Source organism: Salinisphaera sp. T31B1 (genome assembly GCF_040361275.1).
Taxonomy (GTDB): Bacteria; Pseudomonadota; Gammaproteobacteria; order Nevskiales; family Salinisphaeraceae; genus Salinisphaera.
This window is the reverse complement of the sequence record NZ_APNH01000001.1, coordinates 1,019,532-1,043,826: the sequence shown is the minus strand read 5'-3', so window position 1 is coordinate 1,043,826 and position 24,295 is coordinate 1,019,532. Positions and strand designations below refer to the sequence as shown.

Sequence of the window (24,295 nt, the reverse complement as noted above, 5' to 3'; positions counted from 1 at the left end):
CGGGATCACGATCAGTCGAGCTGTATCATGGATAGCTGCCTAATACACAATTATAGCCAACGTATCGAATCCGTGCTGGACCGGCTGCTGCCGCCGGCCAATGAACAACCGGGTCGCCTGCACGAGACCATGCGCTACAGTGTACTGGGTGGCGGCAAACGCATCCGCCCCCGGCTGGTCTACGCCACCGGCGAAGTCCTGGGCCTGGACCCGGCTCATCTGGATGCATCTGCCTGCGCGGTCGAGTTCATCCATGCCTATTCGCTGATTCACGACGATCTGCCGGCCATGGACGACGATGCGCTGCGTCGCGGCCAGCCCACCGCGCATATCGCGTTCGGCGAGGCGACCGCTATTCTGGCCGGCGACGCGCTTCAGGCGCTGGCCTTCGAGGTGATCGCCACCGACGACAGCCTGGTCGATGCGCCGGGCGTGCGCGCGGCCCTCATGGCAACCCTCGCCCGGGCCTGTGGGTCGCACGGCATGGTCGGCGGACAGGCGCTGGACATGGACAGCGAAGGCAAGACGATTACCCGCGACCAGCTTGAGCGCCTGCATTCACTCAAGACCGGTGCACTGCTGCACGCCTGCGTCATGATGGCCGCCGACTGCGCACACCGGATCAGCGATGCCCAGCGCACCGGACTGGACACCTTCGCGCGGCGGATCGGGCTGGCGTTCCAGGTTCGCGACGACGTACTGGATATCGAATCCTCCACCGAAACGCTCGGCAAGACCCAGGGCGCCGATCTGGCCCACGATAAGGCCACCTATCCGGCGCTGATGGGCCTGGCCGAGGCCAAGGCCTTTGCCGAGCGTCTGTTCGACCAGGCCATGGAAGCGCTCGACCTATTCGGCGCCGATGCCGATCCGCTGCGAGAGATCGCCGCGGAAATCGTCAAGCGCGACCATTAACACCAGATCCTAGGCGTTGTCCGGCCAGCGCACGGTGTAGATGAGCTGGCGCTGGCTGTCCGCGGCCAGATCGATCGACCACGTCCCCGTATTGGCGGGCGTGTCTTTCTGCTGACCGATCGAGCTCGACACGATGGTCGCGCCCTGCGGCAGCTGTTCGATCACGTCGACCGCCGCGGGTTGGGCGCCGGCGTTGTGCAGCGTGAGCTTGACCGTGCGTTCGTGGGCGCCGTCATTGGCTGCATCGTCGGAGACGATCTGACGACTGCTGGTGATATCGAACGACCGGCCCAGGGTTAGCGTTACCGGCGCCCCGGTCGGGGTGTCGTTGATCTGATCGGATCCCATCAGCCGCGCCTCGGCGGCCCCGTCATAGACCCGGACCACGCCCGCCGGCAACGGCCGATCGCTGTCGTTGTCGAAGCTCAGGCGGATTTCGGCGTGGTCACGCGCACCGTCGCGTCCGTCGTCGTACCAGCCATGGGTGAAGCGATAGCGGCGCGTGGCGTCGAAACCGAGCGGCGCCATTAGCGATACCGCACGTACCCCGCCGGCCGGTACGTCCAGTGGCTCATCGAGCTGATAACGATAGGTGTCACCGGCCGCCTCGGGGGCGCTGTCGGCCATCTTGGCTTCGCTGCGGGCCATCATCATGGGTTGCGGCATCCCGCCACGACCGGCCCGTGCGATATCGCCGGCCACGAGCCAGGCCTTGTCGGCCGCCAGGTGGGCACCGCCGCTATTGTCGATCACCGCCATGCTGACCAGCGACAGATGCCCGGTTGAGGCATCGAAGCGTCCAGTGTAGCTGGCCTGCCAGCTCGGCCCGTCGATCTGGTAGGTCGCGGTGACCGGGGTGCTGCCGGCCTTGTCGGCTTCGAGCTCGAGGTTGAGCCCACCGCTCTGGGTGGTCGAACCATCGACCGGCCAGGTGATCTGCCACGGCGATGCCGCGGTCAAGCGCTCGATACGGCCGTCGACGCGTACATACACCGCTTCGGCCGAGGCGGAGACCAGCGTAGCCTCGCGCTGATCGGCCGGCGACGTTCCGTCGTCGCGTACCAGCGTGACGGACTGGCCGATGCGGGCGGCCAGCGGATCAGCAGCGGCATCGCTCTGGGTGCTCGCAGCAAAACCGGTCAGCCTCACACCCGTGCCCTGCAGCCAGAGCGTGTCGGTGCGCAGCCGGCCGGCGACCGGCCAGCCGATCTGCTGGGCGCCGGCGGCCAGCGACAGCTCACGCGTATCCTGCACCACGGCGGCACCCTGGTTGTAGAGCGCCATGGCATCGACGGGCTCGGAGGCGCCGTCGTTCGGCGCCGCCCAGGCCGCGGCCGGCAGCAGACAGACCAAGGCGGCAGCCAGTGTGGCGTTCGCGGATTGCTTGCAGATCATCAGACATTCCTCTGGGTGTTCAACCCATTCAAAGACAGCGTCAAACGGGTTCGGTTTCAAGCCGGCGCCGACCGTAGAAACGGATCAACCAGCAGACGAGCACGATCGCCGGCAACCCGGCGGCCGCGGTATAGCTAAAGAACCAGACATAACCGTATTGGTCCACCATCCAGCCCGAAAACCCGCCGAGGAACTTGCCGGGCAGGGTCATCAGCGAAGAGAACAGCGCGTATTGCGTGGCCGTGTAGGCGGTATTGGTCAGGCTCGACAGATAAGCGATGAATGCCGCGCCGGCCATGCCGCCGGACAGATTGTCGGCCGAGACGGTCAACGCCAATGCCACGAGACCGGGATTGTCCGGTTGCCATGGCGAATACAGCGACGGCATGAACAGGTAATTCATCGCGCCATGCCGGGCCATATCCGCCACGCCCGCATCGAACAGGCCCAGTACCTGTGGCCCCGGCATCAGAGTCGCAAGCCACGCGAACGCCAGATTGGTGGCCGCGGCAAGGATCGCGCTGGCCAGCAGCGGTTTGAGAATGCCGTAGCGCACCACCAGCACGCCGCCGAGCGTGGCCCCGCCGATGGTCATCAGCACGCCGAATATCTTCGAGACGCTGGCGATCTCGGCGAGGGTGTAGTGCAGGTCGAGATAGAACGGGTTGGCCATGACGCCGAGCGTGATGTCGGTGACCCGGAACACGCTGACGAACAGCAGGATCAGCAACGCCGGCAGCCCGTAACGGGCAAAGAAATCCACCAGAGGGCAGACCACCGCTGCCAGCACCCAGCCGTAGGCATCGCGCAACGCAGCCGGCAGGAAGGCGCACCGTGCCAGATGCGCATCGACCCAGGGTTCACGCGGCTGGCGGCCGGCATTTGCCGAGGCCTCGGGCTCGGCGATCAGCAACACGGTGACCATGCCGACGCCGACCAGCGCGGCCATCACCAGATAGGTGATCGGCCAGGTGGTCGCCGAGGCAATGAAAAAGGCCCCGGCTCCGGCGGTGAGCAGCGCGATCCGGTAACCGGCCTGGTAGGTCGCGGCCATGGCGCCCTGCACGCTGTCGGCCACCGCCTCGATACGCCAGGCATCGATCGCTACATCCTGGGTGGCCGATGAAAACGCCACCAGCAGGCCGAACCAGGCCAGACGCGCCAGATCGGCGGTCGGATCGGTCAGCGCCATGGCGACCAGTCCGCTCGCCAGACCGATCTGGGCGACAAGCATCCAGGCGCGTCGTCGCCCCAGCAGTCGTCCGAGCACGGGCAGTGGCAGGCGATCGATCACGGGCGCCCAGAAGAACTTGATCGAGTACATCATCCCGATCCACGAAAAGAACCCGATCGTGGTCTTGGATACACCCTCCTGGGCCAGCCAGGCCGAGAGCGTGGAAAACACCAGCAAGAACGGCAGACCGGAGGAGAACCCCAGAAACGCCATGCCGATGACCCGTGGCTGGGCATAGATCGCCCACGCTGCCCGCCAGTCGCGCCGGGGGCGGTCTTCGCCCACAGCGTCAGAGTGCGAGGTCATAATCGATCGTCAGGGGCGCATGGTCGGACAACCGCTCGGCCCGGTAGACCGATTCCGCCGTCGCCTTGGCCGCCAGCCCCGGTGTGGCGACCTGGTAATCGATACGCCATCCGACGTTGTTGTCCCAGGCACGACCGCGGTTGGACCACCAGGTGAATTCGTCCTCGTTCGGATTGAGCTGGCGAAACACGTCGACCAGGCCCATGTCGCCGAACAGGCGGTCCATCCATTCTCGCTCGTGTGGCAGAAAACCCGAGTTCTTACGGTTGTTCTTCCAGTTCTTGAGATCGATCTCCTTGTGCGCGATGTTCCAGTCGCCACACACCAGGTACTCGCCCGGCGCGGCGGCGCGCGCGGTCAACAACGATGGGAAATGGGCCAGATAGCGCTCTTTCGAGTCCTGCCGGTGATCACCGGACGAGCCGGACGGTGCATACAGACTGGCAATGGCCAGATCCCCCTCGTCACGCTTGTAGCGGGCCTCGATATAACGGCCTTCGCCGTCGAATTCGTCGTGGCCCATGCCGCGCAGAATCTCGTCCGGTTCGCGCTTCGAGTAGATCGCCACACCGGAATACCCCTTGCGACGGGTGGCCTCTTCATAGAAGCAGTGGTAGCCCGCCGGCCAGAACGCATCGACGCCTTCGAGCTGATGCTGTTGTGCCTTGAGCTCCTGGATACACACCACATCGGCGTTCTGCGCGGCCATCCATTCGAAGAACCCCTTGCGCTGGGCCGCGCGGATACCGTTGGCGTTAAAGGAAATCACCCGCATGAATCGGTCGTGTCGGACAAATGAAGCGCTTATCATACGTGCATCCCCGACACCGCCCGCAACGCAGAGGACCGCTCGCCGATGCACGCTCATAGCCAGGATTTTCTCGACCTCGCCCTCGACTACGATGCCCTGCGCTTCGGCGAGTTCACGCTCAAGTCGGGCCGCGTGAGTCCCTATTTCTTCAACCTCGGCTCGATCGCCAGCGGTGCGGGGATGGCACGCCTGGCCGACGGTTATGCCAGTGCGCTCGAACTGTCCGGCATCGCCTACGACAGCCTGTTCGGGCCGGCCTATAAGGGAATTCCCCTGGTCGCCACACTGGCCTGTGCGCTGGCCGGCCGGCAGCGCGACGTGGCGTTCACCTACAACCGCAAGGAGGCCAAGGATCACGGCGAAGGTGGCGTGCTGGTCGGTGCGCCGTTGGGCAAACGCGTGGTGATCGTGGACGACGTCATCACCGCCGGTACCGCCGTACGCGAAGCCATCGAGCTGATCCGCGGCGCCGGCAGCGAAGTCGCCGGGTTGCTGGTCGCCCTCGATCGACAGGAACGCGGTGCCGATGCGCGCTCGCCCATCCAGGCGCTGGCAGAGGACGAAGGCATTCCCACCGTCGCGGTGGCCACACTCGACGATGTCGTGGCCTTTGCCCGGAACGCACGACTGGACGCCTACACACAGAACGCGATCCAGGCCTACCGGCAGCGCTACGGGATCGCGGGCTAGCCGAGGCGCGGTCGGCGTACCCGGGGCCGGGCCGTCCGAGCGTCGTCCAGCGTCGGAAAAACTGACGAAAGACCACGTCGCGGCATCGGTCGCGTGCGTAACCCGTCAACACTAAAGACTTTCTCCCCGTGGCACGAAACACGCTTGGGTATTGGCGTAATACACGCCACGGGAGCCTCCATGCTTGTCACCCCACGTCGTGCGCCGGCCCTGCTGGGCGGCGTGTTGCTGTTCGGCGCCGTGTTGTGTGTCGCAGCGAACACCACCGCGCCTGGGTCAGCAGCGATGCCGGCGGGCGGACTGCATCAGCCCGCCTCGGCCGATCGCCCCGCGCGTGCCCTGTTCGGGCTGGGCCTGTGCGCGATCGTGCTCGGTCCGGCCCGGGTCGGCCACCGGCGCCGCCCGCGGCCAGATCACGGCTCGTAGCGTGCCGACCCGGCAACGGCGTGTCAGGCAGAGGCCGGACCGTGCGTCGGCGGTTCGACCGCCTGGCTGCGGATGAGCGTGCCCACCCCGGCATCGGTGAACAGTTCCAGCAGGACGGCGTTCTCCACCCGCCCGTCGACGATATGCGCCGCGCGCACGCCGGAGGCCACCGCATCCAGCGCACACTGGATCTTGGGGAGCATGCCACCATGGATGACGCCGGCATCGATGAGCTCGCGTACCTGGGCCGGCGTCAGACCGGTCAACAGATGGCCATCCCCATCGAGCACGCCCGGCGTATTGGTCAGTAGCATCAGCTTTTCGGCTTCGAGCACCGAGGCGATCTTGCCGGCCACCAGATCGGCGTTGATGTTGTAGCTGCGTCCGTCCGCGCCGACGCCGATGGGCGCGATCACGGGGATGAAGTCGTCGGCCTCGAGGCGCCGGACGATGCGCGGGTCGATATGCGAGACCTCGCCGACGAAGCCCAGGTCGGTATCGTCGTCGACCAGCGCCAGCTTGCGCGCATGAATGAGCCCGCCATCCTTGCCGGTCAGCCCCACGGCACGACCGCCGTGCTGGTTGATGAGATTGACGATCTCCTTGTTCACCAGCCCGCCGAGGACCATCTCGACCACGTCCATGGTCTCTTCGTCGGTCACCCGCATGCCCTTGATGAAGCGGGTCTGCTTGCCCACCCGTTCGAGCAGCTGGCCGATCTGGGGCCCGCCACCGTGCACCACCACCGGGTTGAAGCCGACCAGTTTCATCAGGGCGATATCACGGGCGAAACCGGACTTCAGCTGGCGATCGGTCATGGCATTGCCGCCGTACTTGATGACGATGGTCTTACCAGTGAAACGGCGAATGTAGGGTAATGCCTCGCCGAGCACGCGTGCGACGCGCGCGGCGGCTTCCGGATCCAGCGACATGCGTTTTTGTTCCTCCAGCGTCGTCATTACGCGGTGCCGGTGGAGCCAAAACCACCAACGCCCCGCTCGCTGTCGTCGAACCCATCCACGATCTCCAGCTCCGCGGCGACCACAGGCACCAGCACGAACTGGGCGATACGCTCGCCCGGCTCGATAGTGAACGCCCGCGTGCCGCGGTTCCACGCCGAGACCATGAGCGGGCCCTGATAATCGGAATCGATCAGCCCGACCAGATTGCCGAGCACGATGCCATGCTTGTGGCCGAGCCCGGAGCGCGGCAGGATCATGCCGGCCAGCGCCGGATCGGCGATATGGATCGACAGCCCGGTCGGCAGCAGCTCGCAGTCGCCCGGCGCGAGCGTGACCGCCTCGTCGACCATCGCGCGCAGATCAATACCGGCCGAGCCCGCGGTCGCACGCTGGGGCATGTCGAAATCGCGCCCGAGGCGCTCGTCGAGCACCTTCACCTGAAGTCTGGCCATGGCGATGTGTCCGTTCCTGATTGTCTTGGATGTGAGTATTGAATCAGCCGCCGGCCGCCAGGCGCTCGGCGACGAGCTCGACCAGCTGATCGGCCAGATCCCGCTTGCTGGCCCGGGCGAGTTCGCGCTCGCCGGACTCCCAGACCACGAACAACGCGTTGTCCTCGCGGCCGAAGGCATGCTCCGGGCCGACCACGTTGCCGGCAATCATTGATAACCCTTTGCGCTCGCGCTTGGCGCGCGTGCTGGCTTCCATATCGGTGGTCTCGGCTGCAAAACCGAGCGTGAACACATCCGGATACGCGCGCGACACATCGGCAATGATGTCGCGGGTGCGCGTGAGCGCCAGCTGGGTGTCGCCGTCGGCTTTCTTGATCTTGTCGGCTGCGGTCGTGGCCGGACGGTAGTCTGCGACCGCCGCCGCGCCAATGAACAGGTCGGCCCCATCCATGACCGCCATGACCGCGGCATGCATGTCCGCGGCCGACTGAATATCCACCCGCTCCACCCCTGGCGGAGTCGCCAGAGCCGTCGGCCCGGACACCAGCGTCACCGCCGCGCCGGCCGCGCTGCAGGCCTCGGCCAGCGCATAACCCATACGCCCCGACGAATGGTTGGTAATGAACCGGACCGGGTCCAGCGCTTCGCGGGTCGGCCCAGCCGTGACGACTACATGGCGCCCGGCCAGCACCCCGGCCGAACGCGTGTCGTCGAAATAGGCGACGATCGCAGCATGAATCGCCTCGGGCTCGGCCATGCGGCCAGCGCCGGTTTCGCGTTCGGCGAGCGCGCCGTCGACCGGGCCGACGAAGCCCACCTCGCGCGCGGCCAGCCGGGCGACGTTGTCGCACGTGGACGGATGCGCCCACATGACGTGATTCATGGCCGGCGCGACGATCACATCCGCCTCGCTGGCCAGGCACAGCGTGGTCAGCAGGTCGTCGGCGCGTCCGCCGGCCAGGCGAGCCAGGGTGTCAGCCGAGGCGGGCGCGATCACGATGAGATCCGCCCAGCGGGCCAGCTCGATGTGGCCCATGCTCAGTTCGGCCGCCTCGTCCCACAGCGTGTCGCGTACCGCCCGGCCCGACAGGGCCGCCAGCGTCATTGGCGTGATGAAACGCTTGGCCGCGTCCGTCATCACGACCTGGACCTCGGCCCCGGCCTCGACCAGACGCCGGACCAGCATCGCCGCCTTGTAGGCCGCGATGCTGCCGGTGATTCCAAGCACGATTCGACGATGCGCCAGCTGCTGCATGGCGCCATTGTAACCAGACTCGGCCGGCTCGCGCGGCGGATCGCCCCCTCGGGCATGGACGGTGCAGTCCACGCCCCGGCAGGCTGGCAGAAACAACAACGACGATGGGGAGAACGACAATGCGCATATCCGACTGGCCGGCCAGCGAACGACCGCGAGAGAAACTGCTCGAACGCGGCGCCGCGGCCCTGTCCGACGCCGAGCTGCTCGCGATCTTTCTGCGGGTCGGCATCGCCGGCCAGAGCGCGGTCGACATGGCGCGCGCACTGCTCACCGAGTACGGCAGCCTCGGCGCGCTGCTTGCCGCCGATCGACAGACGTTCTGTCATACCCGCGGGCTGGGCACAGCCAAATACGCGCAGCTCCAGGCAGTGCTGGAAATGGCGCGGCGCCATGCCGCGGAGACGCTCGCCGACCAGGACGTGTTAAGCGACCCTCAAGCTACACGCGCCTATCTTTCGATGCGCCTGGGCGACAGGGCGCACGAAATCTTCGCCTGCGTGTTTCTCGACACCCGCAATCGCGTGATCGCTTTCGAGGAACTGTTCCGCGGCACCATCGACGGCGCTGCGGTGTATCCCAGGGAAGTGGTCAAGGCCGCGCTCAGACACAACGCGGCCTCGCTCATCCTCGCGCACAACCACCCGTCCGGGGTGGCCGAGCCGAGCGCGGCCGATCGCGATATCACGCGACGTTTGACCCAGGCACTGGGTCTCGTCGATATCCGCGTACTGGATCATTTAATCCTGACCCGCTCGGGTCACACATCGTTGGCCGAGCGCGGTATGATGTAATATGCATGCTTGAAACTATTATAACGATGAATTAACTTTTTATTGACATTTTTCGCGCGGCTGCCTAAAGTTCGCCTGCGCCGGAACCCTCCCCCTGTTCCGGCAAGCGCTTTTGGAGAACCATTTATGAACAAGACCGCGATCTTCCTAGCTGCCGGCCTGTTGCCGCTGGCCGCTGTCGCCGCTCCGAACGATCAACCCGGTGCGCCGAGCTATACCTATTTCCAGGGCGACTACATCCCCGATGGCTCGCTCGACGGCACCCGCTACGATTACGACGGCTTCGGCGCCGAAGCATCGGCTGCGCTCACCGATCATGTGTTCGTCAACGGACGTTATGACCGTCTGGACATGGATAACAGCGGGCTCGACGTGAACCGCGGAAGCATCGGTGTCGGCCTCAACGATTTCTACGACTATGGCGGCGCCGAAGGCACCGGTCTCGGCTACTATGGCACCGTGTCCTACGAGCGCCTGGGCCTGCGCAACGCCGTGGGTTATCGCGATGCCACCGGCACCGGTTTCGGCGTGGATGCCGGCCTGCGCTGGATGGTCGATCCGCGCGTCGAGATCAACCCGCACGGTGGCTATGTCGACTACGGCAGCATTTCCGGCGACGGCATCAGCTATGGCTCGCCCGACGGCTGGCGCTACGGTGTACGCACGCTGGGCTATCTGACCGACAACTTCGCGCTGTCGGCCGAATACGCCTCGACCGAGTACGACATCGGCAATCAGGGCCTGGACTTCGACAACGAAGTCCGCGTGGGCGCCCGCTACGCGTTCTAGCGCGTCGCCGAGGTCACCAGCAGGCAAGCGGTCGCGCGGGTGCGCGGCCGCGGTCCCGGCACCCCGCTCAGGCGGGGTGTTTTTGTTTGCCTGCCCCATGGGGGGCCGACCGTATGCCGATGGTCGCCACGAACCCGCGTATTTATCGCGATATGCGGTTGTGCCGCACGCCCAATAATGATTAAATACGCGGCTCGCTGACGCGCTGCGCGCGATCCAAGAGGTTAGTGATGTCCCAAATCTGTCAAGTGACGGGCAAGCGCCCGGTCACCGGTAACAACGTTTCGCACGCGCACAACAAGACGCGTCGTCGTTTCGAGCCCAATCTGCACTGGCACCGTTTCTGGGTCGAATCCGAGAAGCGTTATGTTCGTCTGCGGGTGTCCGCCAAGGGCATGCGCATCATCGATCGTCAGGGTATCGATCAGGTGCTGGCCAAGATCCGCAAGCAGGAGAAAGCATAATGCGCGAAAAGGTACGCATGGTCTCGACCGCGGATACCGGGTTCTTCTACACCACGTACAAGAACAAGCGGAACACGCCCGACAAGCTCGAGATGAAGAAATACGATCCCAAGGCCCGCAAGCACGTGATCTTCAAGGAAGCCAAGATCAAGTGATCTGAGCGAGCCGGCACGAGCCGGCATGGATCGCGAAAAAACCGGCCGTGCGCCGGTTTTTTTGTGTTTTGTGTTCGGGCTGGCAACAGCAAGCGCGCGTTGACGGCCGACAGCGCAGCCGCTGCTGACCCGTCGCTCGGGCCGGACGCGACGAATTCCGTCCAGTCGCCAGACCGGGCCGGGCCGGGCCGGTCAGCGTCGGCGCAACAACAGATTACCCTTCGGGTCGACCTCGGCCGACCAGTCGGCTGCGACCCAGGTCGTGGTTACCGTCTCTCGCACAATCGCCGGGCCATCGAACCGTTGGCCGGCGTACAGCGCGTCTCGATCGTAGACGGGTACATCGCTGCCGAAATCGTGTACGGCCACGGTTTCGCTCGGCTGCGGCGCGCCCTCACGCGTGGCGATATCCGGCAACTGCATATCGGGCACGGGCCCGGCCTTGTGCAGTCGCAGATTCACCAGTTCGACAGGTAGATCGAAGCGATGGCCGTAGCGGGCTTCGTGCGCCTGGTGAAACGCATCGACGAGTTCGTTCGGCTCGCGCCAGGCCAGATTGAGCGACGCGCTCTGTCCGGCATAGCGCAGATCGGCGCTCAGCCGCTCGTCGATGTCCCGATCGGCAACGCCTTCGTCGGCGAGTTCGGCGCGCGTGTCTTCGCGCAGCGGCGCGAGCCAGTCGTCGATCGCCGCGGCCTCCACGCTGGCCAGCGGTTGGAGAATGCTCAATGAACGCTCGCGCGAGCGGCGAGCAACCAGCATCCCGAGCGCGGACAACACGCCGGCGAACACCGGTATGAGCACGCGCTGCATGCCCATGCCTTCGGCCAGCGCACAGGCATGCAAGGGCCCGGCCCCGCCGAAGCACAACAGACTGTCCCGGGCGACCGATTCGCCGCGGGCAACCGAGATCACGCGCAGCGCCCCGGTCATGGCTTCGTCGGCCACCCGCAGGATGCCGGCGGCAGCAGCCTCCACGCTCAGCTCGAGGGGTTCGGCGATCTTGGCCATGGCCCGACGGGCCGCGCGTACGTCCAGACCCATATGCCCGCCCAGCCGTGTGGAGGCAGGCAGTCGCCCGAGCACGACATGGGCATCGGTGACGGTCGGCTCGGTTCCACCCTTGCCATAGCAGGCCGGGCCCGGATCGGCGCCGGCCGAGGCCGGGCCCACCTTGAGCAGCCCGCCGGCATCCAGCCAGGCGATCGAGCCACCGCCGGCACCGATGGTGTGCATATCGACCATCGGCACGGCCACCGGGTAATCGGCAATACGGGTCTTGCTGGTCAGCGCCAATTCCTCTCCGACCAACGCGACATCACTGCTGGTGCCGCCCATATCGAGCGTGAGCACGCGCTCGAGCCCGGCGGCCCGGGCGACGAAGCGGGCGCCCAGCAGCCCGCCCGCCGGACCGGACAACAGCAGGTTGACGGCGTTGTCGGCGGCCTGATCGATGCCGACTGTGCCCGCTGCACCGTGCATGATGGCCACCCGCTCGAGTGCGTCCTCGAGCCGGCGCAGATAGCCGCCCACGGCCGGGCCGAGCGCGGCATTCAGCCATGTCGCGATACCGCGCTCGTACTCGCCGTATTCCGGCAACACCCGCGAGCCGCGGGCGATGGTCAGCCCCGGGTCGGCCTCGGCCAACGCCTGCTCGATCGCTCGCTCGTGACGGTCGTCGATGAAGGCGAACAGCAGGTTGATGGCTACCGCCTTCACGCCGGCCGAACGCACCCGCTCGACCAGGCGCTCCAGCATGGCCGATTCCAGCGCGACCAGCGTCTGACCGTCGGCCGCCATGCGCGCCTCGATCTCGAAACAGCGCTCGGCCGGCACCGGTACGGGCGAAGGACGCGGCTCCAGCGCATAGAGATCGCGACGGGCCTGCCGGCCAATGGTCAGCAGATCCGCAAAACCGGCGTTGGTGACATAGCCCGTGTCTGCCAGCTCGTTTTCCAGCAGTGCGTTCGTCGCCACGGTCGAGCCGTGAACGATCCGCCAGTCGGGCGCGGCGTCGCCGGCGAAATGCCGCACGCCGTCGATCACCGCACGTTCCGGCGCGTCCGGCGTCGAGGCGATCTTGTGCACCTGCAACGCTTGGCCGACACGCGCGATCACGTCCGTGAAGGTGCCGCCGGTATCGACACCGAGTTCGCCGTATCGGTCTTTGGTGCTCATATTCGGGGCAGTCGAACCTTCGTGGGGCTTTACGGTCATGAGGTTATCAACCGATGATGCGCGCACGCGAACCGCACCGGTCGCCCGCTTACGCACCACGCGCTGGACACAGATGATGGAACGCGATATCAAGCTATGCGCGCAGGGCCTGGCCCGCGATTATGCCGGACGCCGGGTGGTCGACGGGATCGATATTGAACTGGCCGCGGGCGAGGTACTGGGCATGCTGGGACCCAACGGCGCCGGCAAGAGCACGACCCTGCGCATGCTTGCCGGCACGCTGGCCCCCTCGGCCGGCCGGGTGAGCCTGAACGGGCACGACCTGGCCGAAGACGCCCGCACGGCCAAACAAGGGCTGGGGTATCTGCCCGAGCGCCCGCCCCTGTATCCGGAGCTGACGGTCGATGAATATCTGTCGTTCTGTGCCGCGGTTCACGGCGTGCCGCGGGCCGATCGACGCCGGGCGATCGACGCCGCACGGGCCGACTGCGGCCTCGAGGACACCGGCCGGCGGCCGATCGGTCATCTTTCGAAAGGCTTTCAGCAGCGCGTGGGCATCGCCCAGGCCATCGTGCATCGTCCGGACGTGCTGATCCTCGACGAACCCACGGCCGGTCTGGACCCGAACCAGCTGCGCGGCGTGCGTGCCCTGGTGGCACGCCTGGCGGCCCGCCATAGCGTGATTCTGTCGAGTCACATGCTCTCCGAGATCCAGGCGGTGGCGACCCGCGTGCTGATCGTCCACCAGGGACGCGTGGTCTACGACGCGGCCCTGGCGCGCCATGGCGACGGCGACACCGTCGAGCTGTTGCTGGGCGCGAGTCCGGCGCGCGAGGCGCTGCTGGCAATCACCGGCGTGGTCGACGCCACGGCACTGGGCAGCGGTCGCTGGCGTCTGGCTGTCGCCCCCGGTCACGACGTGCGGGCCACCCTGGTCGATACGGCGGTCGCCCGTGGCTGGCAACTGCTGGAGCTGACACGACGCGCGCCGAGCCTGGAAGAGCGCTTCGCCGCGCTGACCAGCGGCAGTGAACGCCACGCGCCGGAGGCCGCCGCGTGACCGGGTTGTTTGCCATCGCCGGCCATGAACTGCGCCGGCTGTTCGTCTCGCCGTTGGCCTGGACCCTGCTGGCCATCACCCAGCTGCTCACCGGTCTGCTGTTCGTACTGTCGTTGAGCGATATCGCGCTGAATCCGCGCAGCCTCGGGGCCTACGACGGCGTGTCCGAACTGGTCGGCGGTGGCCTGCTGCGGTTCGCCACCCTCGTGATGCTGCTGGTGATACCGCTGCTGACCATGCGCGTCATCGCCGAGGAACGAAAAACCGGCAGCCTGGAATTGATGCTCGCAGCACCCGTCGGCCTCGCGTCCCTGGTGGCCGGCAAGTTCGTCGGGCTGATGAGCTATCTCAGCCTGATGTGGCTGTTGATCGTGGCCATGCCACTGTCGCTGTGGCTGTTCACACCCTTGGATCTGGGGCTGCTGGCGGCGGCGGCGGTCGGGCTGTGGCTGGTCATGGCCGCCTTCACCGCGCTTGGCGTATTCATTTCATCGCTCACACGGGAGCCGACCGTTGCTGCGGTGACCACACTCGGCGCGCTGCTCACGCTGTGGCTGGTCTATGCGGTCTCCACGCTAGACTGGCAGCCCGTGATCTTCGGCACCACCGTACCGCTGGCCGGCCTGGCTCGCACGCTGTCCTTGATCGGTCATCACGACGCGCTGCTGCGCGGAGTGTTCTCCAGCGCTGACGTGCTGTATTTCCTCATCTTCACGCTGTGTTTTCTGGGCCTGACCGTCGTCCGGCTGGACATGGATCGAAGCGCGTGAAGGCCGGCCATCTGTTGAGCATGGTGCTGATCCTGGCGGTGGCGATCGCAGCCGGCGTGGCCAGCCAGCGTTTTGCGATCAGCGCCGACTGGACCTACGGTCACCGCAACACACTCACCGAGGCCAGCCAGCGGGTGCTGGATTCGCTGGGCGACGACCCGGTCACCTTCACGGCCTATATCTATCCCGGCCCCCAGCGGGATACGGTACGGACCCGTCTGGCCCGCTATACCCGAGCGAGCCGCTATGTGAAGCTGACCTTCGCCGACCCGGCCCGCCATCCCGACCGCATGCGGGCTCTGGGTATCGGCACCGACGGCGCCGTCGTGCTCGGCTACCAGGGCCGCACCCAGACCCTCACCGACTACAGCGAATCCAGCGTGACCAACGCATTGCAGCGGCTGTCGGCTGCACATCGACAATGGATCGTGTTTCTCACCGGCCACGGCGAACGCGCGCCGGACGACGACGCCAGCGGCGGCTACAGCGCACTGGCCGGCGTGCTCGATGCCCAGGGCATGACCACACGCACGCTCAATCTCGCCCAGGCCGCGGCGATCCCGGACAATGCCGCGGTGCTGGTGATCGCCAGTCCGCAGCAGACCCTGCTGCCCGGCGAAATACGCATGATCCGCGACTACGTTGCACGCGGCGGCGCCCTGCTATGGGTGGACGATCCCGGCCAGCGCTACGGCCTGGCTGCACTGGCCGACGATCTGGGCGTCCGCTGGCGCCCCGGCACTCTGGTGTACCCGGATTACCAGACGCTGGGGACGGGCCACCCGGCCATGGCACTGGTCGCCAACTACCCGGATACGCCGATCACCGAACATCTCACCCAACTGAGCCTGTTCCCCTTTGCCGGCGGCCTGGCTGCTACCGAGACTCATGGCTGGAAGCCTGCCGTGTTCCTGCGTTCGACCACGCGCAGCTGGCTGGAGACCGGCGCACTCGACCGCGCCAGCCTGGTGTTCGAGCCTGGCAAGGGCGATACCCGAGGGCCGGTGGACATGGCCCTGGCCCTGACCCGAGCCATGCCCGCCGACCAAACCGCACCCAGCGCTGCCGCGACGCCGGATCAACAGCGGGTCGCGGTAATCGCCGATAGCGACTTCATGGCCAACGGGCATCTGGGCAATCTGGGCAATCGCGCCCTGGCGCTGGCTGTTTTCCAGTGGCTGGCTCACCGCGATGCGCAGATTGCCGTCGACGTGCCCAAGGCTCCCGATGCGACCCTGCAGATGGCCCCCGCCCGCATTCGCCTGATGTGGTGGGTGTTCGTGATCGGCCTGCCCATGGCACTGATCGCCATCGGCCTGGGCCGCTGGTGGCTGCGCCGCCGACGTTGACCCGTTACGCCCATGAATCGCAAGCGAATCGTGTTCAATCTGCTGCTGTTCGCCGGGCTGGTCGCCCTGTGCAGTGCCCTGTGGCTCATGCGTGCCCCGAAGCCGTCGCCCCCGCCGAGCGTGACCGGATTGGCATCGGCCGCCATTACCGACATCACGGTCAACACGCCCGACGACGTGATCGCGCTGGCGCGCGACCGGGACGGTGCTCGCTGGCGGCTGAGCGCACCGGTCCGGGCACGCGTGGATGCCAACCGCGTGGCGGCTCTGCTGGCGTTCGCCGACGCCGTCCCCGAACGCCGCATGGCCCGCGATGCCGTGGCGGAGACGGTCAGCGGCATGGACGACCCGTCGCTGGTACTGCGGTTCAACGATCAGGCGCCGATCGCCATCGGCGCCGAGGGCCCCCGCCCCGGGACGCGCTATGTGCGCACCGCGCATGCGTTGCTGCTGGTTGCGGTGGGCGAGCTGGCCGATCAGCCGCTGGGCTGGACCCATTGGCTGGCGCCGGGGCTGATCGGGCGTGATGAACAGCTGACCCGCCTGATCCTGCCGCGACTGACGCTGATCCGCAGCGGCACCGGCGGCTGGCAGGTTGCCCCTGCCGATGTCGACCGCGGCGCCGACTACGCGCAGGCCACGATCGATGCCTGGCACCACAGCCGTGCGCTGGGCGTCGAACCGATGGACGCCTCGCGCGAGCGTATTGCGCGGATCACGCTGAATTTCGCCGATCGGCCGGCCCGATATCTCGACCTGATCGAACGCCGGCCCGAGCTGATTCTGCGCGATGCCGATCTGGGCGTGGATTATCATCTGGCTGCGGTCCAGGCCGGTCCGCTGCTGGATATGGACCATCCCGATCTGTTGCGGCAAGGCCGGGCCACCGACCTTGCGCCCTCGGCCATTCCGTTGACGCCTGGCGGTGGCGCCGGCCCGACCGAGACGCACCCGCCGGCAGACAACTAGGGCCAATGTTCGGCGCCGTGACAAAATAGAGCGATGCCCGAGCTCCCCGAAGTCGAGACCACGCGTGCCGGTATCGCCCCCCATGTGCACGACCAGACCGTGCGTACGGTGATCGTGCGCCAAGCGCAACTGCGCTGGCCCGTCTCGCCCGCTCTGGCCGAGGTTTTGCCCGGTCAGCGTCTGCACGCGGTCCATCGGCGGGCCAAGTATCTGTTGTTCGAGGCGGATCTCGGCCATGTCTGTCTGCACTTGGGCATGTCCGGCCGACTGCGGCTGGTTCCGGCCGATACGCCCGTTGCGCGCCACGATCATGTCGATATCGTGCTCGACAACGACATGACCATGCGCTTCAACGACGCACGCCGTTTCGGTTCGATGTTCTGGCTGACCGGAGATCCGTACGCGTTCTCGCTGCTGGCCCATCTAGGCCCGGAACCGTTGTCGGCCGAGTTCGACGGCGCGTGGCTGCATGCCCGTTCCCGACAGCGGCGCGCGCCGGTCAAGACCTTCATCATGGACAGCGCGACCGTGGTCGGGGTCGGCAACATCTATGCCTGCGAGGCGCTGCATGCCGCACGCATCCATCCGCGGTGCGCCGCCGGGCGCATCGGCCGGGCCCGCTACGATCGACTCGCCGAGGCGATCAAGCACGTGCTCGCCCGGGCGATCGCTGTCGGCGGCACCACCCTGCGCGACTACATCGGCGTCGACGGCGATACCGGCTATTTTCAGCTGGATCTGGCTGCCTATGGCCGTACCGACCAACCCTGCCCACGCGGTTGCGGGCCGATCCGGCGCGAGATCATCGGACAACGCAGTACGTTCTACTGTCCCGTCTGCCAGCGCTAGGAGCTGGTCTTCCCGGCGCGCGTGCCGGCATGGCGCGGGTGATAAAACGGCCTCGCCTAGCGAACAACCCGGACAGCCACGCCTGGCCGGATGCCGTACCATGCCTGCATGCGTTATCTGGCTTTAATCGTCGCGCTCGCGGCCACCCTGGGGTTCGGCTTCCTGAGCATCGGGATGCCACGTTATTTCGGGCTGTTCCTGGCAATCAGCGCGGTGTTCCTGGTCGTCGGTCTGCGCGATCTGTTCCAGCGCGAGCACGCGTTGCTGCGCAACTATCCGCTGCTGGCGCATTTCCGCTGGGCGATCGAGGCGATACGTCCGGAGATTCGTCAGTATCTACTGGAATCCGATACCGAGGCCACGCCGTTTTCGCGCGAGCAGCGCTCGCAGGTCTACCAGCGTGCAAAGAACGTCAACGATGCCGATGCGTTCGGCACCGAACAGAACGTCTATGCCGAAGGCCATGAATGGCTGGCGCATTCGATGGCGGCCAAGACGCCCAAGGAGACGCCGCCGTCGGTGCGTATCGGCGGGCCGCAGTGCAGTCGGCCCTACGAGGCATCGACGCTCAATATCTCGGCGATGAGCTTCGGTTCGCTATCGGCCAACGCGATCCGCGCGCTTAACAAGGGCGCGGCGATGGGCGGGTTTGCCCACGATACCGGCGAAGGCTCGATTTCGCGTCACCACAAGGAGTTTGGCGGCGATCTGATCTGGGAGCTGGGCAGCGGCTATTTCGGCTGCCGACGCGACGACGGCGGATTCGATCGCGAGCAGTTCGCCGAGCGCGCGGTCGACGACCAGGTCAAGATGATCGAGATCAAACTCTCGCAGGGCGCCAAACCCGGCCACGGCGGTGTGCTGCCCGGCTCGAAGGTCACCCCGGAAATTGCCGAGGCACGGGGTATCGAAGTCGGTCAGACCTGTGTCTCGCCGGCGGCTCACAGCGCGTTCTCCACGCCGATCGAGATGATGGAGTTCATCGCCACCCTGCGGGATTCGGCCGACGGCAAGCCGGTCGGAATCAAGCTTTGTATCGGCCACGGCTGGCAATTCATGGCGCTGGCCAAGGCCATGATCGAGACCGGCATCATGCCCGATTTCGTGGTCGTCGACGGTGCCGAAGGCGGCACCGGCGCCGCGCCCCTGGAACTGGCCGACAACGTCGGCACACCGCTGCGGGAAGGCCTGGTGTGGGCTCACAATACGCTGGTGGGCGCTGGGCTGCGCGAGCACATCAAGATCGGCGCGTCAGGCAAGATCACCTCGGGCTTTCGTATGGCGGCCAACATGGCGCTGGGCGCGGACTGGTGCAACTCGGCCCGCGCGTTCATGTTCGCGGTCGGCTGTGTCCAGTCGGAGTCCTGTCATACCGATCGCTGCCCCACGGGCGTGGCGACCCAGAACAAATGGCGCCAGCGTGCGGTAGTGGTGCCGGACAAGGCCGAACGAGTCTACAACTTCCATCGCCGCACGGTCGCGGCCATGCAGGAAGTCGTGGCCACGGTCGGACTGGATCACCCGGGCCAGCTGCGCCCCGAGCATCTGTGCCGGCGCACCACCGATTCGGAAATTCATACCGCCGACGATGTCTATCGTTTTCTGGATACCGGGGAGCTGCTCAGCGGCACCGGCGACGGCCATTATGAAAAAGCCTGGCGACGGGCGCAGGCGCACAGTTTTCTGCCGATCCGATGAAGCCGCGCGATCCATTGCTCGGCCGCGGGTCAGAGCCTAATCTGGATCGTGTCACGCGCGTTCGCGCCAGGAGATCATCATGGACTTGACCCGTTTCCGCCGCCCGAGCCAGCCGCCCCGATCGGTCGAACAGATTCGCAGCTACGAAGGCCAGTACTCGAACACACGCTTCTGGAGCAAGGTCTCGCGGGTCGCGCGCCGGGCCGGCTACGAGCTGCTCGAAAAGGCGCTGTGGCTGCATTACGCGGCCCAACGCCCGAGCACGCCCGCCTGGGCCCGGGCAACTGCCTACGGCGCGCTCGGCTATTTCATCCTGCCGTTCGACGCGATCCCCGACTGGCTGTTCGGCCTGGGCCTGACCGACGACCTCGGCGCGCTCACGCTGGCGGTGATCACGCTGTCGCAATATATCGATAGCGATGTCCGGCGGCGAACGTCGCAGAAGCTCGATACCTGGTTCGACCGCCCGGCCCATCGCCAGACGGTCCGCCCGGTGGACTGATATGGCCCGGGATGTCTTCACGGGCCGCGTGGTACTGGTCACCGGCGGCTCTGCCGGGGTCGGCCTGGCCTCGGCCCGGGCGTTCGCGTCCGCCGGTGCGCGCGTGATCGTCGCCGCGCGAAATGCCGGGCGCCTAAAGCGAGTTGCAGACGCAATCGGCGCCACGCCGATTACGGCCGATCTGTCGACGGTGGACGGCTGCCGACGGCTGATCGCATCGGCGGTCGCGGTACACGGCCGGCTGGATATCCTCATCAACAATGCCGGCGCTCATCATCGCGGCCCGCTGATCGATCGCAGCGACGACGAACTGGCGGCCATGGTGGATGTCAATCTGCGAGCTCCGGTAGTACTGACCCGGCTAGCGCTGGACCACCTGCGCGCGGCCGAGCATGGCGCGATCGTCAACGTTGCCTCGATCGCCGGCCAGATGCCGCTGGCGGGCAGCGCGACGTATTCGGCCACCAAGTTCGGCCTGCGCGCGCTCACCTATGCTCTGGCCGAGGAACTGTCGGATACCGGCATCCGCGTGAGCGTGGTTTCGCCGGGCCCCGTTGCGACCGATTTCATCCTGTCGGATATCGATGCAGTCTCGGATATCACCTTCTCGCAGGCCATGAGCAGCCCTGAACAGATCGCCGACCTGGTGCTCGCCTGTGCCGCTGACGGGCGCATCGAACGCAGCCGCCCGGCCACCGCACGCCTGATGGCAACCGTCGGATATCTGATACCAGCGCTACCGCGGCTGCTGCGCCCGTGGCTGAGCGCGCGCGGGCGTCGGGCCAAGGCTCGATATCGCCGCGCCCCGTGAATACGCCGCTTGCACCTCACCTGTACGAGGCGCACGATAAGCCTGAGTTATACAAGGAAATAAGGAAACAGTATGGGCATTATCGCGTGGATCGTGTTCGGCCTCATCGCAGGCGCCCTCGCCAAGCTGATCATGCCCGGCGACGACCCGGGCGGCATCATCGTCACTATCGTCATCGGCATACTCGGGGCGTTGGTGGGTGGCTTCATCGCCACGGCACTGGGCTTCGGCGCGGTGTCCGGTTTCAATATCGGCAGCTTCATCGTAGCCATTCTCGGCGCAATCCTGCTGCTGTGGCTGTATCGCGTGGTCAAATCACGCTGATCGGACCGCCGATCGTTTGGGGGCCGGCGCACGCAGGTGCGCCGGCCTTTTTTATGTCTGCTATCGGCCCGATGCGCCGTCTGCCGATAATGACGAACACCCTGCCCAACCCCTCCGAGCCCGTTCGAGCAGTTGCCCCCAGCCCACGACGGGCCGACCGGCCGGCTGAGCGTGGCGTAATTCGCGCGCTGGTGTTCAGGCACCTCGGCATGGACAAGGCGCGATCGAGCGCCCCTCGGCCGGCCGGGTTCGGCCCATGACCGTACTGTTCGTGGTCTGCGGGTTGGCCGGCACGATCGGTCTGGTACTGCTGGTTCGCGCCGCTGGGCGGCTGCGCCGACGTCGCGTACTGGCCGCCGGGCGCAGCGGCATCGGCGCAGGTCTGTGTCTGGCGCTGGCCGGACTGGCGGTCGCGATCGGCATCAATGTTCATTCGTATGCCCGCCTGACCCATGAACAGCCGCTGGCCCATCTGCACCTGACACAGACGGGCATTCAGCAATACCGCGGCATGCTGGTCACCGCCGACGAGCGGCTGCGCATCGTGGATCTGACCGGTGACGAATGGCAGCTCGATGCGCGGGTTCTGAAATGGCACGGCTGGGCCAACCTGCTGGGCCTCGACGCCCTGTATCGGCTCGACCGAATCGGCGGCCGCTATCGGGATATCGGCCAGGCCAACCGCGAACCCACCCGAGCGATTGCACTGCATGGGCCGGAGGCCGGCCTGGACATACTGGCCTTGGCCCGGCGGCTGCCGCGTTGGGCGACGTTCGTGGATGCCGAGTACGGCAGCGCCACCTATCTGCCTATGGCCGACGGCGCCGAATACGAGATCGCGCTCGGCCAGGCCGGGCTGATCGCGCGACCGGTCAACCCGGCGGCGCAGAAGGCCGTACGCCGCTGGTAGCCGAGCTCATGCGGGCGTACGCGCCGCTGACATGCGCCACCAGCGTGTCGAAATCGCGGGAGAACAGCTCGACCCGACAGGTCACGCTGCGCCGGCCTGCACGCAGGATATGCGCCCGGGCAAGCACGTCGGCCGGACCGGGGCGACACAGGAAATCGATATGAAAATGGCTGGTCACAGCGAATTCGCCGTCGGGCACATGCGCGATGATCGCCGCGTACATCGCCGCGTCGGCCGCGGTCATCAGCACCGGACCGGAAACGGTATCACCCAGCCGGGTCATGCCCTGGCTGTAGGGCAGCCGGATATCGACGCCGTCGGCGTTCACGGCCAGCACCTCGAAATGCGGCTGGGTCGCTACGCCGACATTGCGTCGGACCACCGACTCGATCTGTTCCGGACTCAACAGGGCCATGCCATCTCCTCATCGTTGATCGGCGCAGGCCGGGCAACGCGCCGGACGAACCGCGCTAACCGGCCAGCAGGCCGCTGGCGCCATCCCAGGCCAGCTTGACCGAGAGTATCAACAGAATCAGGCGGAACAACTGCCGGAACCGGGTCTCGGAAAACAGTCCTACCAGCTGGCGACCGATCACCGCGCCGACGATGGCGGCGATCACCATGGGCACGAGCAGATCCAGTCGCGCCAGCACGCTGTAACCGTTAGCCGAAAACGCGGCGATCTTCAACGCATGCCCACACATCTGGGCCGCGGCCATGGTGGCCACCACCTGCTCCTTGCGCCAGTGATCGCGCAGAAAGAAAGGCGCCACGATGATCCCGGTGGCGCCCACCAGCGGGCCGAGCAAGCCGGCGATGGCCCCGGCGACGAGCATGCCGCCGCGCCCGTGCATGCGTAGCCGCACCGCCCAGCTCGGCCAGATGCCCATCCCTACGAATATGCCCAGCGCCAGACGGATCCAATCGGGGTTGGCGTCGACGACAAACGGCGCGACGACAAACGGGCCGGGCACGGCAGTGATCAGGAACAAGCCGAGATCACGCCAACGGATATGCGGCAGATAGACCAGACTGCGCGAGGCGTTCGAGCCAAGCTGCACTCCGGCATGCAGCGGCAGGGCCATGGCCGGCGCCATGCCGCCGGTCAGCATCAGCGCGATCAGGATGGCGCCGCCACCGAGCCCCGCCATACCGGACAGGACCGCGGTGAGCAGAGCGACGACGGTGAGATAAGCCACGGACACCGACCGATTATGACCGATACCCGCCCGCGGCGTCGTCCTAGCGGATGATCAGCACCGGCAGTTTGGCATGCCGGATCATGTCGGTGGTGGTGCTGCCGACCAGCAGCTGACGGATCCGCGAATGGCCATAGGCCCCCATTACCAGCAGGTCGATGTCGTTGCGTTGCTTGTATTCGCGCAGGGTGGCCTCGACCTCCCCGGCCAGAATTTCCCGATGCACCGACTCGCAACAACGCTCGAGCCGGCCGGCGGCGTGTTCGAGTTCGGCGCGCCGCGGCGCGCTCGGCTCGCCGACATACACCAGATGACATTCGGCACCAGCGAAGAGTGTGCTGGCGACTACGCGCTCGATCATGCGCTGGCCGGTGGCACTGCCGTCGAAGGCGATCAGGATCCGTTCGGGCACGCTAAACGCCTGCGGGGTAATCAGAATCGGACAGGCCAGCGTGCGGATCACGCGTTCCAGGTTGGAGCCGAGATGGCCGTGCGCGGTCTCGCCGCTTTCACCGCGCTTGCCGAGTACCAGCAGGCGGGTGCTGTCCTGCATATCGGCAAGGGTTTCGACCAACTCTCCGTTGCGCTGACGGCTGAGCGGCTCCGCAACGCCGGCTTCACGGGCACGCTCGCAGGCCGCCTCCAGCATCAGCCGACCTTGCTCGCGGGCCACCCGAGCGCGTTTGGCATCCAGGTCCGCCAGTTCGGCCAGCAGGTGCTCGCGTGCGCCGAGTCCGATCTGGCCGGTCGCGTCTGCATCCACGGCATGGCTCGTATGGTCGATCGCATGAACGAAGGTCAGTGGCGCGGCCAGGGTACGTGCAGCCCACGCTGCGGCGTCACACACGGACGTGGCAAAATGCGACCCGTCGATACTGGCAATGATATGGCGCTCGGTCATGGTGTCTCCTCTCGCGACCCCGCACAGCAGGGCCTGATGGTCGGACGGTCGGGTCGTCTTGCCGCTTGGCCAGGCCCTGCGTTGTCGCCCGGAATCGGGCCAGACAACACGCGTGCCGCCGGGCCGA

The 24,295-nt window shown here is 66.5% G+C and carries 27 protein-coding genes; 17 read left to right on the top strand and 10 right to left on the bottom strand.

The annotated features are described in order from the left end of the window. The first annotated feature begins 27 nt into the window (after positions 1–27). Entirely contained in the window at positions 28–915 is an 888-nt protein-coding gene (locus T31B1_RS04865) for a polyprenyl synthetase family protein (protein WP_353248321.1), read from the top strand. A gap of 9 nt (positions 916–924) precedes the next feature. Here T31B1_RS04865 and T31B1_RS04860 read toward each other — a convergent pair whose 3' ends face one another. The 3 genes from T31B1_RS04860 to T31B1_RS04850 are packed head-to-tail and all read right to left on the bottom strand — an operon-like array spanning position 925 to position 4,625. Beyond that, positions 925–2,310: a DUF4139 domain-containing protein gene (locus tag T31B1_RS04860; protein ID WP_353248320.1), complete on the bottom strand. Its 1,386-nt coding sequence runs from the start codon at positions 2,308–2,310 to the stop codon at positions 925–927. A 40-nt stretch (positions 2,311–2,350) separates the two neighbouring features. After that, on the bottom strand, positions 2,351–3,850 hold the full coding sequence (locus tag T31B1_RS04855; protein WP_353248319.1) for an AmpG family muropeptide MFS transporter: 1,500 nt from the start codon (positions 3,848–3,850) through the stop codon (positions 2,351–2,353). Beyond that, positions 3,834–4,625: an exodeoxyribonuclease III gene (locus T31B1_RS04850; protein WP_353248318.1), complete on the bottom strand. Its 792-nt coding sequence runs from the start codon at positions 4,623–4,625 to the stop codon at positions 3,834–3,836. Before T31B1_RS04850 ends, T31B1_RS04855 begins: the two co-directional genes overlap by 17 nt. Before the next feature lie 81 nt (positions 4,626–4,706). On the opposite strand from T31B1_RS04850, the gene pyrE reads away from it, so the two are divergent. Together pyrE and T31B1_RS04840 are read left to right on the top strand one after the other, a co-directional pair. Continuing rightward, entirely contained in the window at positions 4,707–5,351 is a 645-nt protein-coding gene (gene pyrE / locus T31B1_RS04845; RefSeq protein ID WP_353248317.1) for an orotate phosphoribosyltransferase, read from the top strand. A 180-nt stretch (positions 5,352–5,531) separates the two neighbouring features. Further along, on the top strand, positions 5,532–5,777 hold the full coding sequence (locus tag T31B1_RS04840; RefSeq protein ID WP_353248316.1) for a hypothetical protein: 246 nt from the start codon (positions 5,532–5,534) through the stop codon (positions 5,775–5,777). 23 nt (positions 5,778–5,800) lie between these two features. Here T31B1_RS04840 and argB read toward each other — a convergent pair whose 3' ends face one another. From argB to coaBC, 3 genes are read right to left on the bottom strand one after another with little or no spacing between them, the layout of a single operon-like run. Next, the gene (argB, locus tag T31B1_RS04835) at positions 5,801–6,709 is read right to left on the bottom strand and encodes an acetylglutamate kinase (RefSeq protein ID WP_353248315.1); all 909 of its coding nucleotides are present in this window, start codon (positions 6,707–6,709) and stop codon (positions 5,801–5,803) included. A gap of 26 nt (positions 6,710–6,735) precedes the next feature. Continuing rightward, positions 6,736–7,191 carry a dUTP diphosphatase gene (gene dut / locus T31B1_RS04830; RefSeq protein WP_353248314.1) on the bottom strand — a complete coding sequence of 152 codons (456 nt, stop codon included), beginning with the start codon at positions 7,189–7,191 and terminating at the stop codon, positions 6,736–6,738. A 43-nt stretch (positions 7,192–7,234) separates the two neighbouring features. Beyond that, positions 7,235–8,446, bottom strand: a complete 1,212-nt coding sequence (coaBC, locus tag T31B1_RS04825; protein WP_353248749.1) for a bifunctional phosphopantothenoylcysteine decarboxylase/phosphopantothenate--cysteine ligase CoaBC — start codon at positions 8,444–8,446, stop codon at positions 7,235–7,237. Positions 8,447–8,565: 119 nt separating this feature from the next. On the opposite strand from coaBC, the gene radC reads away from it, so the two are divergent. The 4 genes from radC (at position 8,566) to rpmG (ending at position 10,648) form a co-directional block, all read left to right on the top strand. After that, on the top strand, positions 8,566–9,240 hold the full coding sequence (gene radC / locus T31B1_RS04820; RefSeq protein WP_353248313.1) for a RadC family protein: 675 nt from the start codon (positions 8,566–8,568) through the stop codon (positions 9,238–9,240). A 126-nt stretch (positions 9,241–9,366) separates the two neighbouring features. Next, positions 9,367–10,029 (top strand): outer membrane beta-barrel protein, encoded by a 663-nt coding sequence (locus tag T31B1_RS04815; protein WP_353248312.1) that lies wholly within the window; start codon positions 9,367–9,369, stop codon positions 10,027–10,029. 230 nt (positions 10,030–10,259) lie between these two features. Continuing rightward, the gene (rpmB, locus tag T31B1_RS04810) at positions 10,260–10,493 is read left to right on the top strand and encodes a 50S ribosomal protein L28 (RefSeq protein WP_353248311.1); all 234 of its coding nucleotides are present in this window, start codon (positions 10,260–10,262) and stop codon (positions 10,491–10,493) included. Beyond that, positions 10,493–10,648 (top strand): 50S ribosomal protein L33, encoded by a 156-nt coding sequence (gene rpmG / locus T31B1_RS04805; protein ID WP_293623709.1) that lies wholly within the window; start codon positions 10,493–10,495, stop codon positions 10,646–10,648. The genes rpmB and rpmG overlap by 1 nt, the downstream gene beginning before the upstream one ends. Before the next feature lie 192 nt (positions 10,649–10,840). Here the strand turns inward: rpmG and T31B1_RS04800 are convergent, their stop codons facing one another. Beyond that, positions 10,841–12,826 carry a hydantoinase/oxoprolinase family protein gene (locus T31B1_RS04800; protein ID WP_353248310.1) on the bottom strand — a complete coding sequence of 662 codons (1,986 nt, stop codon included), beginning with the start codon at positions 12,824–12,826 and terminating at the stop codon, positions 10,841–10,843. 37 nt (positions 12,827–12,863) lie between these two features. On the opposite strand from T31B1_RS04800, the gene T31B1_RS04795 reads away from it, so the two are divergent. The 10 genes from T31B1_RS04795 to T31B1_RS04750 all read left to right on the top strand — a co-directional run bounded on the left by T31B1_RS04795 (position 12,864) and on the right by T31B1_RS04750 (position 22,068). Continuing rightward, positions 12,864–13,886, top strand: coding sequence for an ABC transporter ATP-binding protein (locus T31B1_RS04795; RefSeq protein WP_353248309.1), 1,023 nt, complete (start codon positions 12,864–12,866; stop codon positions 13,884–13,886). Next, positions 13,883–14,656: an ABC transporter permease gene (locus T31B1_RS04790; RefSeq protein ID WP_353248308.1), complete on the top strand. Its 774-nt coding sequence runs from the start codon at positions 13,883–13,885 to the stop codon at positions 14,654–14,656. The genes T31B1_RS04795 and T31B1_RS04790 overlap by 4 nt, the downstream gene beginning before the upstream one ends. Next, entirely contained in the window at positions 14,653–16,005 is a 1,353-nt protein-coding gene (locus T31B1_RS04785; RefSeq protein WP_353248307.1) for a GldG family protein, read from the top strand. Before T31B1_RS04790 ends, T31B1_RS04785 begins: the two co-directional genes overlap by 4 nt. Before the next feature lie 12 nt (positions 16,006–16,017). After that, complete coding sequence (locus T31B1_RS04780; protein ID WP_353248306.1) at positions 16,018–16,974, top strand: hypothetical protein; 957 nt, start codon at positions 16,018–16,020, stop codon at positions 16,972–16,974. Between the two features lie 33 nt (positions 16,975–17,007). Further along, positions 17,008–17,823 (top strand): bifunctional DNA-formamidopyrimidine glycosylase/DNA-(apurinic or apyrimidinic site) lyase, encoded by an 816-nt coding sequence (mutM, locus tag T31B1_RS04775; protein ID WP_353248305.1) that lies wholly within the window; start codon positions 17,008–17,010, stop codon positions 17,821–17,823. A 90-nt stretch (positions 17,824–17,913) separates the two neighbouring features. Beyond that, positions 17,914–19,521, top strand: a complete 1,608-nt coding sequence (locus T31B1_RS04770) for an FMN-binding glutamate synthase family protein (RefSeq protein ID WP_353248304.1) — start codon at positions 17,914–17,916, stop codon at positions 19,519–19,521. Positions 19,522–19,600: 79 nt separating this feature from the next. Then, positions 19,601–20,023, top strand: a complete 423-nt coding sequence (locus tag T31B1_RS04765; RefSeq protein ID WP_353248303.1) for a YkvA family protein — start codon at positions 19,601–19,603, stop codon at positions 20,021–20,023. 1 nt (position 20,024) lies between these two features. Beyond that, the gene (locus T31B1_RS04760; protein WP_353248302.1) at positions 20,025–20,834 is read left to right on the top strand and encodes an SDR family NAD(P)-dependent oxidoreductase; all 810 of its coding nucleotides are present in this window, start codon (positions 20,025–20,027) and stop codon (positions 20,832–20,834) included. Between the two features lie 72 nt (positions 20,835–20,906). Next, positions 20,907–21,158 (top strand): GlsB/YeaQ/YmgE family stress response membrane protein, encoded by a 252-nt coding sequence (locus tag T31B1_RS04755; RefSeq protein ID WP_353248301.1) that lies wholly within the window; start codon positions 20,907–20,909, stop codon positions 21,156–21,158. A 256-nt stretch (positions 21,159–21,414) separates the two neighbouring features. Beyond that, entirely contained in the window at positions 21,415–22,068 is a 654-nt protein-coding gene (locus tag T31B1_RS04750; protein ID WP_353248300.1) for a hypothetical protein, read from the top strand. On the opposite strand, the gene T31B1_RS04745 is transcribed toward T31B1_RS04750, so the two are convergent. Genes T31B1_RS04745 through T31B1_RS04735 form a run of 3 tightly spaced genes read right to left on the bottom strand, consistent with a single transcriptional unit; the run spans position 22,031 to position 24,168 of the window. Further along, positions 22,031–22,483, bottom strand: a complete 453-nt coding sequence (locus T31B1_RS04745; protein ID WP_353248299.1) for a PaaI family thioesterase — start codon at positions 22,481–22,483, stop codon at positions 22,031–22,033. The genes T31B1_RS04750 and T31B1_RS04745 overlap by 38 nt on opposite strands. A 55-nt stretch (positions 22,484–22,538) precedes the next feature. Continuing rightward, entirely contained in the window at positions 22,539–23,267 is a 729-nt protein-coding gene (locus tag T31B1_RS04740; RefSeq protein ID WP_353248298.1) for a sulfite exporter TauE/SafE family protein, read from the bottom strand. Positions 23,268–23,310: 43 nt separating this feature from the next. Next, positions 23,311–24,168, bottom strand: a complete 858-nt coding sequence (locus tag T31B1_RS04735; protein WP_353248297.1) for a universal stress protein — start codon at positions 24,166–24,168, stop codon at positions 23,311–23,313. Positions 24,169–24,295: the final 127 nt, after the last annotated feature.

Excerpts from the sequence above, each read along its gene's own strand:
- T31B1_RS04780 (WP_353248306.1), top strand. The coding sequence starts at position 16,018 with ATGAATCGCAAGCGAATCGTGTTCAATCTGCTGCTGTTCGCCGGGCTG.
- T31B1_RS04750 (WP_353248300.1), top strand. The coding sequence starts at position 21,415 with ATGACCGTACTGTTCGTGGTCTGCGGGTTGGCCGGCACGATCGGTCTG.
- T31B1_RS04850 (WP_353248318.1), bottom strand. The coding sequence starts at position 4,625 with ATGCGGGTGATTTCCTTTAACGCCAACGGTATCCGCGCGGCCCAGCGC.
- T31B1_RS04860 (WP_353248320.1), bottom strand. The coding sequence starts at position 2,310 with ATGATCTGCAAGCAATCCGCGAACGCCACACTGGCTGCCGCCTTGGTC.
- radC (WP_353248313.1), top strand. The coding sequence starts at position 8,566 with ATGCGCATATCCGACTGGCCGGCCAGCGAACGACCGCGAGAGAAACTG.
- T31B1_RS04800 (WP_353248310.1), bottom strand. The coding sequence starts at position 12,826 with ATGAGCACCAAAGACCGATACGGCGAACTCGGTGTCGATACCGGCGGC.
- pyrE (WP_353248317.1), top strand. The coding sequence starts at position 4,707 with ATGCACGCTCATAGCCAGGATTTTCTCGACCTCGCCCTCGACTACGAT.
- T31B1_RS04815 (WP_353248312.1), top strand. The coding sequence starts at position 9,367 with ATGAACAAGACCGCGATCTTCCTAGCTGCCGGCCTGTTGCCGCTGGCC.
- rpmG (WP_293623709.1), top strand. The coding sequence starts at position 10,493 with ATGCGCGAAAAGGTACGCATGGTCTCGACCGCGGATACCGGGTTCTTC.
- mutM (WP_353248305.1), top strand. The coding sequence starts at position 17,008 with ATGCCCGAGCTCCCCGAAGTCGAGACCACGCGTGCCGGTATCGCCCCC.
- T31B1_RS04865 (WP_353248321.1), top strand. The coding sequence starts at position 28 with ATGGATAGCTGCCTAATACACAATTATAGCCAACGTATCGAATCCGTG.
- dut (WP_353248314.1), bottom strand. The coding sequence starts at position 7,191 with ATGGCCAGACTTCAGGTGAAGGTGCTCGACGAGCGCCTCGGGCGCGAT.
- T31B1_RS04855 (WP_353248319.1), bottom strand. The coding sequence starts at position 3,850 with ATGACCTCGCACTCTGACGCTGTGGGCGAAGACCGCCCCCGGCGCGAC.
- T31B1_RS04755 (WP_353248301.1), top strand. The coding sequence starts at position 20,907 with ATGGGCATTATCGCGTGGATCGTGTTCGGCCTCATCGCAGGCGCCCTC.
- argB (WP_353248315.1), bottom strand. The coding sequence starts at position 6,709 with ATGTCGCTGGATCCGGAAGCCGCCGCGCGCGTCGCACGCGTGCTCGGC.
- T31B1_RS04760 (WP_353248302.1), top strand. The coding sequence starts at position 20,025 with ATGGCCCGGGATGTCTTCACGGGCCGCGTGGTACTGGTCACCGGCGGC.
- T31B1_RS04745 (WP_353248299.1), bottom strand. The coding sequence starts at position 22,483 with ATGGCCCTGTTGAGTCCGGAACAGATCGAGTCGGTGGTCCGACGCAAT.
- T31B1_RS04770 (WP_353248304.1), top strand. The coding sequence starts at position 17,914 with ATGCCGTACCATGCCTGCATGCGTTATCTGGCTTTAATCGTCGCGCTC.
- T31B1_RS04765 (WP_353248303.1), top strand. The coding sequence starts at position 19,601 with ATGGACTTGACCCGTTTCCGCCGCCCGAGCCAGCCGCCCCGATCGGTC.
- T31B1_RS04735 (WP_353248297.1), bottom strand. The coding sequence starts at position 24,168 with ATGACCGAGCGCCATATCATTGCCAGTATCGACGGGTCGCATTTTGCC.
- T31B1_RS04840 (WP_353248316.1), top strand. The coding sequence starts at position 5,532 with ATGCTTGTCACCCCACGTCGTGCGCCGGCCCTGCTGGGCGGCGTGTTG.
- coaBC (WP_353248749.1), bottom strand. The coding sequence starts at position 8,446 with ATGCAGCAGCTGGCGCATCGTCGAATCGTGCTTGGAATCACCGGCAGC.
- rpmB (WP_353248311.1), top strand. The coding sequence starts at position 10,260 with ATGTCCCAAATCTGTCAAGTGACGGGCAAGCGCCCGGTCACCGGTAAC.
- T31B1_RS04795 (WP_353248309.1), top strand. The coding sequence starts at position 12,864 with ATGAGGTTATCAACCGATGATGCGCGCACGCGAACCGCACCGGTCGCC.